Here is a 10,450-nt window from a genome sequence, read left to right on the forward strand (position 1 = left end):
TAATATTTTCGACAAAACTACCATCTGACAAAGCTACAAGCTTATTCACACCAACATCAATCCCGACTACTGATTTGATTTGAGATATTGACTTTTCTTTTGGTAGTTCTTGGGGTATTTGAACTAATACCAATTCAATTAATGATTGCAACACATCCTTGGGTGAAGACGCGATTCATCGCGTCTCTATAAATGGTCTATTTGTCGCATTCTTTTTTTAAATTGGTATAACATCGATAAGAACCAGTAACCACCTGCTCTTTTAACAGTACAACTCCTCACGGATTGAATACTGGTTAAATCCAGGGCGAACGCACGGCATTTCTGAAACCCCTGCTGGATAAGGATCTTGACGAAAAAATAGGCTAAATTTAAAAACGCTGAAACCCTTGCTATTAAAGGATTCTTATACTTTAGATGCGTTTGCCCTGATTAGCAGATTATTTAGTGAACGTTGGTATCATAGATTCAATCTCAGATGAAACAGTACGTCAGACGAATGGCACTAATAAAAGCTGAAATAGTTGCCTGATAAGGGGTTTAGAAAACTAATAGTTTTAAGACCGGGAATCAGAATAATCTGCAACTCTCAGTTTGCGATCGCTGCTTCATTAGTCTACATTTTTCCCAAATGATGAAACCCTTGTAAATAATACATTTGCGCTTTTCTTAGTGCCATTCTATACTGTACCTGAAAAAGCTGCGGTAACATTCAAGTGGCGCTCCTAATAAATAAGGATTAGATCGGTATTGAGCCTATAGCCGTGTAAAAACCCACATTCTGAGTCGGAAAACTCTTTCAATGGTGTTGGCTTAATAACGCTACAAACTTGTGAAATCTTGTACTTAGTACCCGTTTCTGATTTTTTTACAGCTTAATTCTTTAAAAGAGCCAATTATCAACTATGTCAGTGCAAACATATACCGGGCGCATCTTATAGCAGATGAATGCTTGGAGTGCGACGGCGAATGTTCCGTTCGTGGAAACGAATACAGATCCACAAGTGCGGATTGCCCGAACACAAGGAAAGGAATATTGGTCATATCTAGGAACAGATATTCTTTCTATTTCTGCCGACCAACTTACGATGAATCTTGACTCTAGCAATCAGGTTATCATTTACACTGACTCTGAATATCAGGGATTTGCTCAAACATTAGACCCTGGCAAATATCACTGGGGTCAGATTCATAATGACATAATTACTGTCCGTTCGCTGAAGATTCCTGCGGGGATGAAAGTTACTTTTTATAGCGATGTTAACTTTGGTGGGGAAAGCAAAACGTTTACGGCTGATACGCCTTATGTAAGTGACGACTTTAACGTTTAAATTGGCTTTAGACTCAAACTAAAGTTTGAGACAACCTTCCACTGCGAGATGGACAGGTTCATCCATCACTCGATTGTATAAAAATGTCAACCCAGAGTGGACTACAAGAGAGGGTCAATTGTCTATATTGAATCCATAGCGATGTTAATGCAGTTGGTTTGTGAGGCTTAAGTTTGCTTAATACAAACCGAAAGATGACTTACGACCATGATAATAGTTCTCTATTGGTTCCGCCTTCAACCCAGGATGACATTCAAGGTGTACTGAATGCTGCTGTAGTATTCGTCATGTATGGAGATTATGAATGTTTTCAAAGTGCTAACGTCTATCGATTGATTAAAGTTGCTCAACAGCAATTGAAGCTGGAGTTTGGAGAAAACAATTTACTTGATCGCTCGCTGGACTGTTGAGCAGATAATCGCAGCTATTGTTGCTGCAAATGATTAAGGTTTTTGATGCTTATCCCAACAAGTATTTCAGCGGGGAGTATTTCATAACTTCTATACGGACGACAAGAATCAGAGATTTCAGCAATTTAGCAAGAATACAGAGGCGATCGCCATGATGGTTTTTACATGGAAAAAAGTTCAAAAATTGTTGCTGTGGTTATTTGCATTAAGTGTTGTCGTTGGGATATCAATGCATCCAACATCAGCCGCCTCCAGGGAATTGCCTCAAGCGTCCAACTCTAAACCTGCGATCGTTCTCGTTCATGGGGCTTATGCTGACGGTACATCATGGCAACACGTTATTCCATTGTTAGAGCAGGATGACTACAAAGTGACTGCTGTGCAGATTCCGCTCACTTCTCTTGCTGATGATGTGGCAACGACGAAGCGGGTGATTAATAATCAAAAAGGTTCCGTTGTTTTGGTCGGACATTCCTATGGTGGAAATGTGATCACGGGTGCGGCGGCTGGCAATCCACAGGTGAAAGCTCTGGTTTATGTTAATGCTTTCGCACCAGATGTCGGTGAAAAGACGAGTGATTTGAATAAAAGATACGCAGCACCTCCGATTAGTACGGCGATTGTGTCTGATGCTGCAAACTTCCTCTATGTCGATTGCGGGAAGTTTCACGAATTTTTTGCCCAAGACGTATCGAAGGCTGAGGCGCGAGTGATGGCAGCAACCCAAAAGCCGATCGCCAGCGCAGCGTTTGAGCAATCAGTGAATGAAATCGCTTGGAAAACAATTCCTTCCTGGTTTATGGTGACTCAAAGCGATGTCTGACGACAAGCCGCTGCGCGTCTACGCGCCATCAACCCTGAACTTCAACGATTTATGGCTAAACGGATTGGAGCTAAGACAACCGAAGTTAACTCCAGTCATGTTCCTTTTATCTCTCATCCAAAAGAGGTTGCCAAAGTGATTGAAGCAGCAAGTACTGCTGTGAAGTAATCCCAATCCTAAGAGAAGCAGTTTCTTGGTACATACAAATAGAACAGACCTAATTATTGACTCTAGGAGATCCGATCGTGCCGACTCAAAATACAGGCATCACTCAAGTCGATCGCAGTCAACTCTTACTGCATCAACATGGATATGAAATTCAGCAGTATGGTACTCTTCGTGATTTGCCAATAGTTCTCAACCCCAGTGCCCGCAGCGAAAGCTGTGTTTTAGTCAATCAAATTTTGGCAGATACAATCATTCTCTATCACCTTTACAAGAAACATCACTGGTTGATGCGCGGACATACGTTTTATCAACTGCATCTGTTGCTCGACAAACACGCCAGTGAAGTACGCAGTTAAATTCAGCAGATCAGGTGTTGTAAATGAATAACTAACAGTATTTCAGCAATTGCTCTTTAAATCAGTTCATTCTTGACTCCATTTATCCATTGTAGATAACAGAGGAAAAGAACTTTATGACTAATTATGACTACATTGTAATCGGTGCAGGGTCGGCTGGTTGTGTGGTTGCCAATCGTCTAACCGAAGACAGTGACACAACCGTGTTACTCCTCGAAGCGGGCAACCCAGCTACAAAACCAGAAATTCAAATTCCGGCGCAATGCTTTAGCCTAATAGGCTCTGAAGTGGATTGGGGTTACGTTTCTGAGCCGGAACGCTACCTGAATTACCGCAAAATGTTTTGTTCCCGTGGCAAAGTCTTGGGGGGTAGCAGTTCGACATTGACGGCATAAACGCCTGCTTTATCTGAGTCACAAGCTTGAGCATTCATGACACAATTCACTCATTAGAAGGATCTATTTTATGACACAATCGTTCTGGCTTTTTGGTTCTCGCCTCACCATCGTCGCCGACCATACTACGACCGATGGTAAATATGATCTGATTGAAGGTTATTTCCCTCCTGGCACACAGACTCCACCCCATCGCCACACGCGTTATTCCGAACAACTTTATGTGCTGGAAGGAGAGTTCACTGTCTGGGTTGGTAAGAATAAGGTTGTGCTAGGCGCAGGTGAAAGTGCCTTCATTCCGATGGGTATACCCCATGTCGTTGCTGCACTCAGCGATCAACCAGCTCGCGGGTTAGTTGTTGCTTCGCCCAGTGCCTTTGCTCACCTAGTTGAAGCAACAGGGACGCTAAACGAGAATGAGGAGGCTGACCTGACATTATTCATGCGCGTCTCTAGCGAAATTGGCGACGAAACTCTGGGTGTACCTGGAGATATTCCTTAGAGATTAGTTCGTGTTCAGTAAACCAATACGGTTGGGTTAAAGCTAAAACTCTTTATCAAAGTCAACTTTTTTAACGTAGACGTGAAGAACCAAGGTTAAGAAGCAACGAAAAACTCAGCATTTCTCGTTTGATTTATTTTCCAAGCCTCAAAGCGATGCCTGCGGCGGGCTTTGCCTACGCCAAAATTTTGTCAATAAACAAGGCTTAATGAGATTATTTTTACATCTATTGAGAATATGCTGTTCTTATTGACATGATGCGACTGCCCTGACCGCTACCCCTGATCACAGATGCAGATATTCAAAAGACGATCGCCCTAGCTGCCCGATACGGGCTGGTCCTTCTTCCCCCTGACTCCGCTCTCCATTAGCAACTGACCGCTTTAAACTCAATAATCAGAGGATTCGCATAATGAAAAAACTGGAAGGAAAAATCGCCCTTGTCACGGGTGGCAACAGTGGTATCGGTCTTGCCACTGCCAAACAGTTTGTTGCTGAAGGTGCCTATGTCTACATCACAGGTCGTCGCCAAGTCGAACTGGATGCTGCGGTGGAAGCCATTGGTAAAAATGTTACGGGGTGCGTGAACTCAATTTAGATGGCGATCGACAAGCAGATCTCACCGTTCATGGCGGAGTTGACAAAGCCGTATATGTGTATCCTTTTGAGCATTATGATTACTGGCGAAGCGAATTGCCTAACACAGAGTTAAAATTTGGGATTTTTGTCAGGATGCGAGATAGATCAACCTGTCGTAAAACGCCATCATGTCACTTTTATCACTTACAAGGACTAATCCCATGACTACATATCGCACAGTTTCGATTGATGGTTTAGACATTTTCTATCGTGAAGCTGGTTCTCGTAATAATCCGACGATTCTGCTATTGCACGGCTTTCCAACTTCCTCTCATATGTTCCGCAATCTCATCCCTGCCCTCGCTGATAAATTCCACCTCGTTGCTCCTGACTACCCTGGCTATGGCAACAGTTCGATGCCAACTGTAAATGAATTTGACTACACGTTTGATCGCTTGGCTGAGATTGTGGAGAAATTCATTGCTGCGATCGCTCTCAAAAAGTACAGCCTTTATGTGATGGATTATGGTGCACCGATTGGCTATCGGATTGCAGCTAAATATCCAGAGCGCGTGCAATCTCTGATTGTTCAAAATGGCAATGCTTACGAGGAAGGTCTGCGCGAATTTTGGGAACCAATGAAGGCATACTGGCAAGAGCGATCGCCTGAGAATGCTGATAAGCTCAAATATCTTGTCAGCTTAGAAGCAACGAAGTGGCAATATACCAACGGTGTTCGCAATTTAGAAGCGATCAGCCCCGATACCTGGACTATCGATCAACATTTCCTCGATCGCCCCGGCAACGGTGAGATTCAACTGGCACTGCTGTATAGCTATGGTACGAATCCACCCCTCTATCCCCAATGGCAGGAGTATTTTCGCCAGTATCAACCCCCTACCCTGATTGTTTGGGGCAAGAACGACTACATATTTCCTGCTGACGGTGCTTATCCCTACCAGCGTGACTTGAAAGATGTTGAGTTCCATCTACTCGATACCGGACATTTTGCCCTGGAAGAGGATGGGGATGCGATCGCAAACTATATCGATCAATTTCTCACATCACGACTGCAATCCGTTCTCGCCTGAGCGGTGGAAATGATGGATTATCCCAGCATGGCTTATGCTCAAGTATAAACCTTTGGATAACAATACCTTCGTCAAAAAAAGAGTATGAACAGAGAGGACTGATGTAGTAAAGATCGGCTGGAATCGTCAAAAAATGACCAAATCTGTTGCAACCACTCAACCCTTACGTTCTGTCCAAGGAAATTCAACTTGGGTTTACGCTCTTGCAATCAGCCCTGATGGACGCTTCCTCGCCAGTGGCAGTTACGATAAAAAAATTAAAATTTGGGATCTGCCTAGTAACACCTTACTCTATACTTTAAAAGGACACGGCGATGCAGTGGTAAGCCTTGCCATCAGTCCAGATAGCAAGCTGCTTGCTAGTGGCAGTTGGGATAACCGTATTAAACTCTGGAATTTAGAGACGGGGCAACTGTTTCGTACTCTAGATGGCCATACAGATGATGTAGAAGCTGTTGCCATCAGCCCCAACGGAAAGTGGTTAGCCAGTGGTAGTGCTGACACAACCATCCGCATCTGGAATGTGCAGACTGGCGTACAAGTTCATCAGTTATCCGATCAAAAGTGGGTAAGAACTGTTGCTTTTAGTCCAGATGGGCAGACCTTAGCTAGTGGCAATGAGGGTGGTACACTCAAAATTTGGCGGCTCATGGATGGTGCTGTTTTAAAAACCCTGAATGCTCATTCACAAGCCGTGCGCTCAGTGACTTTTAGCCCTGATGGACGGACTTTAGCCAGTGGCAGTGCTGATCGGACAGTCAAACTCTGGCAAATGCCCACTGGTAAATTGTTGCACTCCCTAATTGGACATGATGGAGTTGTGTGGTCAGTGGCTTTCAGTCCCGATGGCAAGAAATTAGCTAGTGGTAGCAATGATAGCACTATCAAGTTATGGGGGTTGCCTTCAGGCAAACTCTTGGAGAATTTGATCGGGCATGAGCGAGGCGTGCGGTCAGTAGTTTTCAGACCGCATGGAAACATGATAGCCAGCAGCAGTGCCGACAAAACCATCAAACTCTGGTCTCTTTTTAAAGAGTGACAAGAAGCTTTCGGAAACAAGATCGACTATTTCTGATTCTGTTAAACGGTTTGAATTCAAAAGAGTAAACCCATGACCACTTATCACACAGTATCGATCAATGGTTTAGATATCTTTTATCGTGAAGCTGGTTCTCGTGATCATTCGACGATTCTACTATTGCACGGCTTTCCAACCTCGTCCCACATGTTCCGCAATCTAATCCCCGCGTTGGCGGATCAATTCCATCTGATTGCACCTGATTATCCTGGTTTTGGCTATAGTTCCATGCCAACGGTGGATGAGTTTGATTACACCTTTGATCGCCTTGCCGAAGTGATGGCAGGCTTTGTCGATGCGATCGGATTGAAACACTATAGCCTTTATTTAATGGATTATGGCGCTCCGATTGGCTATCGATTGGCAATACAGTATCCAGAGCAGATTGAGACGCTGATTGTGCAAAATGGCAATACCTACGAGGAAGGACTTGGTGATTTCTGGAAGCCCATGCGCGCTTTTTGGCAGAATAAGACACCCGAAAATGCTGATCGCGTGCGACAGGCTCTGGCAAACAAGGGTACGAAATGGTATTACATTACTGGAGCCAGGAATCTAGAAAACCTTAGTCCCGATACTTGGACTCTGGATCAAGCACTCCTCGATCGCCCTGGCAATATGGATATTCAATTGGCATTAAAATACGACTACCAGTCCAATGTGCGGTTATATCCACAATGGCAAGCTTACTTGCGCCAATATCAACCACCCACGCTAATTGTATGGGGCAAAAATGACCAGGGCTTTTTAGTCGAGGGGGCTTATGCCTACAAACGCGACTTAAAAAATCTGGAGTTTCATTTGTTTGATACCGGGCACTTTGCTTTGGAAGAAGATGGGGACGCGATCGCAGGCCATATTCGTCGCTTTCTGACCACTCACGTTGTAGAGAACACCAATCTAACCACTAATAACAAATAGTTTTGGCTCTTAAACGATGTCGATAAAAAGTGATTGTCATTCCACAATTACTACTGATCAAGCAACAGTGTTAAATCAATTAACTTAACAGTGCTATCTCAACAGATTGTCTACAAGCTATTAAAGGAGAATGTCATGGTTGCTCAAGCAAACTCGCAAGCAGCAAAAATTTTGGAAGTTGCGGATGATCCACGTCTTTCCAAAGGAACGAAGGAATTTTTGAAAGTGCTAAATTCAGGGGGTGTGGCGCTGGAGAAACTCACTCCACTCGAAGCACGTCAAGTTCTTGTAGATGCACAGGCTTCGGTTTCAGTAGACCTTTCAGGCATTGAAGAGTCCCAAAAGACGATTATTGCTGAGGGTTACTCAATTACCCTTGATATTGTACGACCTGAAGGGGCCAAAGGCACATTACCTGTTTTCATTTTTATTCATGGTGGTGGTTGGGTGCTGGGTGATTACCCAACACACAAGCGCATGGTTCGCGATCTGGTTGTGCTTTCAGGGTTTGCAGGTGTCTTTGTCAACTACACTCGCACACCAGATGCTCAGTACCCACAGGCAATCAATGAGATTTATGCTGCGACCAAATGGGTTGCCGAGCATGGTGAAGAGATTGGGGTGGATGGTAAGAATTTGGCAGTCGTTGGCAACAGTGTTGGCGGCAACATGACAACTGTCACTGCTTTGAAGGCGAAAGAAAAAGGAAGGCCACACATCAAGCTGCAAATCCTGATGTGGCCGATTGTGGATGCTGATTTTGATACGAATTCTTATCACGAATTTGGCGATCAGCGTTTTCTGACAGTACCAACGATGAAGTGGATGTATGACATGTACATCGCTGACCCAGAAAAGCGCAAAGACATCTATGCTTCTCCCCTACAGGCAACGGTTGAGCAACTCAAAGGCTTGCCTCCAGCGTTAATTGTGGTTGCAGAGAGCGATATCTTGCATGACGAGGGTACAGCTTATGGACGCAAGCTCGATGAAGCTGGGGTCGAGGTGACAACTGTGCAGTACAACGGTATGATTCATGACTTTGGACTACTAAATGGTTTAGCTGAGTTGCCACAAACCCGTTCTCTGTTTGTTCAAGCTGCTGCCCAATTGAAGAAATATCTGCAATAGGATGCAGAGAGGGAGACGCAAAGAGCTAAAAAATTGATTAAGAGTCTCCGCGTTTCCCCTATCTCCGCGATGAGGTAATTTCAGTAGCGCATATTTGAAGGAGGTACTGTATGAGACGGATCGCTTTATTACTAGTTGCAGTTGTAATGGTGGCCAGCGTGGTTATCTGCGTGGTTCCTCCCTCTCGCTACGCTGATGGAGCGGCCGCCCCAATCTTCGGAGGCAAAATTCCCTCTGGATACCGCGACTGGACGTTGATCTCTGTAGCCCGCGAAAAAGGCGACCTCAACGATATACGCGCCAAATTGGGCAACGACGTAGCGATCAAGGCATACCGGGAAGGGAAGCTTCCCTTCCCAGACGGCACAATCATTGCCCGGCTCGCCTGGAGTTACGTCCCATCGGAGGAAAACAACAGAGCCTTTGGCCGTCTCCAATCTTACGTAGCTGGGCCACCCAAGGAGGGGGTTCAGTTTATGGTTAAGGACTCAATAAAATACGCCTCGACCGGCGGCTGGGGGTTCGCTCAATTTAACGACGGCAAACCCGCCGACGTAGCGGTACACAGCTGTTTTTCCTGCCATGCGAGCGTCAAAGCTCGCGACTTTGCCTTTACGCATTACGCGCCTTGAATGCGAAGGTGCGTTAGCCAACATCGTGAGTTTCAGAAAGTTTTGTGACACCGAGATGTCAGGCAGCACATCCGAAGCTAACCTCCTGCCAGTACCGCTAGTAGTCCATCGGCTTGGAGAAACATGAATGTCCGAAGAAGTCAACGATCAAACTAAAGAGATTAACAAATGTCTGAAAGAATCAACTATCATCGCCGTCACTTTTGGGCACTGCGTTCCGCCCGATCGCCTCATCCACGAATTCAATGAACAAATCCCATGCTCAAAGCGATTAAACACAACCGCCGCCGCTTTTTGGGAACGGCGACAGCAAGCATTTTCACAGAAATGGCACTCATGAGTACCGCACACGCAAGCTTCGACAAGCCCAAACGATCTGAATTTAGGTTTACTCCCATCAAGCAGATCAAAGCGGGTGTCCTCGACATCGGTTACTATGAAGCAGGACCGAGCGATGGATCTCCGGTGTTGCTGCTGCATGGGTTTCCGTATTCCATCGATAGCTACATGACGTTGCACCAATGCTTGCTGCACGCGGATGTTGGGTGATTGTTCCCTACCTCAAACCGTAGTTCTTTAAGATATCCAGTTAAGGCAGTTTGAGGAACATCACTCGGTTCACCATTTAACTTGTACCACAGCGCTCCATGCTGACGATTGCAGTAGATTTTACAACTGCCAGCATCAGAGTGTAATCCCAGTTTCGGCTTATTGATTGCTGCGACAAGTTGCTTGAGTAGTTCTTCCTGGCGCATCAAGAGAGTAAATAATTCTGATGTTTGTTCAGGGGTCATTTCTTTTTACTAAAAGCATTTCACTTTCGCATTGGCGCAGCCGTTTAATTGTGATATATGAAGCGTAGAGCCAATAAAACAGCGCTCTTGATTTCACAAAAGCGCTTTTTATTAAGTAGAACAAGGTGAAAAAACCAAACTATGTAAAGATAAGTAAATACGTATAATATATCCAGCAAGGTAACAGGGATATGGGTAGCCGTTTAAGGGTATTTCTGACCAGAGAACAAGATAAAACT

13 protein-coding genes and 2 pseudogenes are annotated in these 10,450 nt (G+C 44.8%); 14 read left to right on the forward strand and 1 reads right to left on the reverse strand.

Annotation, left to right across the window (positions count from 1 at the left end; genetic code table 11):
* Positions 1-944 precede the first annotated feature (944 nt).
* The 14 genes and pseudogenes from LC608_RS34945 to LC608_RS35010 all read left to right on the forward strand — a co-directional run bounded on the left by LC608_RS34945 (position 945) and on the right by LC608_RS35010 (position 9,757).
* Positions 945-1,331 (forward strand): hypothetical protein, encoded by a 387-nt coding sequence (locus tag LC608_RS34945; RefSeq protein ID WP_229557904.1) that lies wholly within the window; start codon positions 945-947, stop codon positions 1,329-1,331.
* Between the two features lie 194 nt (positions 1,332-1,525).
* Positions 1,526-1,741 carry a hypothetical protein gene (locus LC608_RS34950; protein ID WP_308189978.1) on the forward strand — a complete coding sequence of 72 codons (216 nt, stop codon included), beginning with the start codon at positions 1,526-1,528 and terminating at the stop codon, positions 1,739-1,741.
* Positions 1,742-1,892: 151 nt separating this feature from the next.
* Positions 1,893-2,564: an alpha/beta fold hydrolase gene (locus LC608_RS34955; protein WP_229557905.1), complete on the forward strand. Its 672-nt coding sequence runs from the start codon at positions 1,893-1,895 to the stop codon at positions 2,562-2,564.
* A gap of 245 nt (positions 2,565-2,809) precedes the next feature.
* Complete coding sequence (locus LC608_RS37400) at positions 2,810-3,088, forward strand: ferritin-like domain-containing protein (RefSeq protein WP_229557906.1); 279 nt, start codon at positions 2,810-2,812, stop codon at positions 3,086-3,088.
* Positions 3,089-3,204: 116 nt separating this feature from the next.
* Positions 3,205-3,468, forward strand: a pseudogene (locus LC608_RS34965) (choline dehydrogenase); the annotation flags it as partial.
* Between the two features lie 85 nt (positions 3,469-3,553).
* The gene (locus LC608_RS34970) at positions 3,554-3,985 is read left to right on the forward strand and encodes a cupin domain-containing protein (protein WP_229557907.1); all 432 of its coding nucleotides are present in this window, start codon (positions 3,554-3,556) and stop codon (positions 3,983-3,985) included.
* Positions 3,986-4,397: 412 nt separating this feature from the next.
* Positions 4,398-4,580, forward strand: a pseudogene (locus LC608_RS34975) (SDR family NAD(P)-dependent oxidoreductase); the annotation flags it as partial.
* Positions 4,565-4,789, forward strand: coding sequence for an MOSC domain-containing protein (locus LC608_RS34980; protein ID WP_229557909.1), 225 nt, complete (start codon positions 4,565-4,567; stop codon positions 4,787-4,789). The pseudogene LC608_RS34975 and the gene LC608_RS34980, both read left to right, overlap by 16 nt.
* Complete coding sequence (locus LC608_RS34985; RefSeq protein WP_229557910.1) at positions 4,786-5,655, forward strand: alpha/beta fold hydrolase; 870 nt, start codon at positions 4,786-4,788, stop codon at positions 5,653-5,655. The genes LC608_RS34980 and LC608_RS34985 overlap by 4 nt, the downstream gene beginning before the upstream one ends.
* Before the next feature lie 133 nt (positions 5,656-5,788).
* Entirely contained in the window at positions 5,789-6,694 is a 906-nt protein-coding gene (locus LC608_RS34990; RefSeq protein ID WP_229557911.1) for a WD40 repeat domain-containing protein, read from the forward strand.
* Between the two features lie 72 nt (positions 6,695-6,766).
* A complete protein-coding gene (locus tag LC608_RS34995) occupies positions 6,767-7,654 on the forward strand; it encodes an alpha/beta fold hydrolase (RefSeq protein WP_229557912.1) in 888 nt (295 codons plus the stop codon).
* 135 nt (positions 7,655-7,789) lie between these two features.
* Positions 7,790-8,785, forward strand: coding sequence for an alpha/beta hydrolase (locus LC608_RS35000; protein WP_229557913.1), 996 nt, complete (start codon positions 7,790-7,792; stop codon positions 8,783-8,785).
* Between the two features lie 110 nt (positions 8,786-8,895).
* The gene (locus LC608_RS35005; protein ID WP_229557914.1) at positions 8,896-9,417 is read left to right on the forward strand and encodes a cytochrome P460 family protein; all 522 of its coding nucleotides are present in this window, start codon (positions 8,896-8,898) and stop codon (positions 9,415-9,417) included.
* A gap of 127 nt (positions 9,418-9,544) precedes the next feature.
* Positions 9,545-9,757: a hypothetical protein gene (locus tag LC608_RS35010; RefSeq protein ID WP_229557915.1), complete on the forward strand. Its 213-nt coding sequence runs from the start codon at positions 9,545-9,547 to the stop codon at positions 9,755-9,757.
* Positions 9,758-9,920: 163 nt separating this feature from the next.
* Here LC608_RS35010 and LC608_RS35015 read toward each other — a convergent pair whose 3' ends face one another.
* Complete coding sequence (locus LC608_RS35015; protein ID WP_229557916.1) at positions 9,921-10,211, reverse strand: hypothetical protein; 291 nt, start codon at positions 10,209-10,211, stop codon at positions 9,921-9,923.
* Between the last annotated feature and the right edge of the window lie 239 nt (positions 10,212-10,450).

It is taken from the genome of Nostoc sp. XA010, from assembly GCF_020829625.1.
Classification (GTDB): domain Bacteria; phylum Cyanobacteriota; class Cyanobacteriia; order Cyanobacteriales; family Nostocaceae; genus Nostoc.

What these genes read in the sequence shown, in the direction of transcription:
- LC608_RS34955 (WP_229557905.1), top strand. Translation starts at nt 1,893, where the DNA reads ATGATGGTTTTTACATGGAAAAAAGTTCAAAAATTGTTGCTGTGGTTA.
- LC608_RS35010 (WP_229557915.1), top strand. Translation starts at nt 9,545, where the DNA reads ATGTCCGAAGAAGTCAACGATCAAACTAAAGAGATTAACAAATGTCTG.
- LC608_RS35015 (WP_229557916.1), bottom strand. Translation starts at nt 10,211, where the DNA reads ATGACCCCTGAACAAACATCAGAATTATTTACTCTCTTGATGCGCCAG.
- LC608_RS34990 (WP_229557911.1), top strand. Translation starts at nt 5,789, where the DNA reads ATGACCAAATCTGTTGCAACCACTCAACCCTTACGTTCTGTCCAAGGA.
- LC608_RS35005 (WP_229557914.1), top strand. Translation starts at nt 8,896, where the DNA reads ATGAGACGGATCGCTTTATTACTAGTTGCAGTTGTAATGGTGGCCAGC.
- LC608_RS34985 (WP_229557910.1), top strand. Translation starts at nt 4,786, where the DNA reads ATGACTACATATCGCACAGTTTCGATTGATGGTTTAGACATTTTCTAT.
- LC608_RS34950 (WP_308189978.1), top strand. Translation starts at nt 1,526, where the DNA reads ATGACTTACGACCATGATAATAGTTCTCTATTGGTTCCGCCTTCAACC.
- LC608_RS34995 (WP_229557912.1), top strand. Translation starts at nt 6,767, where the DNA reads ATGACCACTTATCACACAGTATCGATCAATGGTTTAGATATCTTTTAT.
- LC608_RS34970 (WP_229557907.1), top strand. Translation starts at nt 3,554, where the DNA reads ATGACACAATCGTTCTGGCTTTTTGGTTCTCGCCTCACCATCGTCGCC.
- LC608_RS35000 (WP_229557913.1), top strand. Translation starts at nt 7,790, where the DNA reads ATGGTTGCTCAAGCAAACTCGCAAGCAGCAAAAATTTTGGAAGTTGCG.
- LC608_RS34945 (WP_229557904.1), top strand. Translation starts at nt 945, where the DNA reads ATGAATGCTTGGAGTGCGACGGCGAATGTTCCGTTCGTGGAAACGAAT.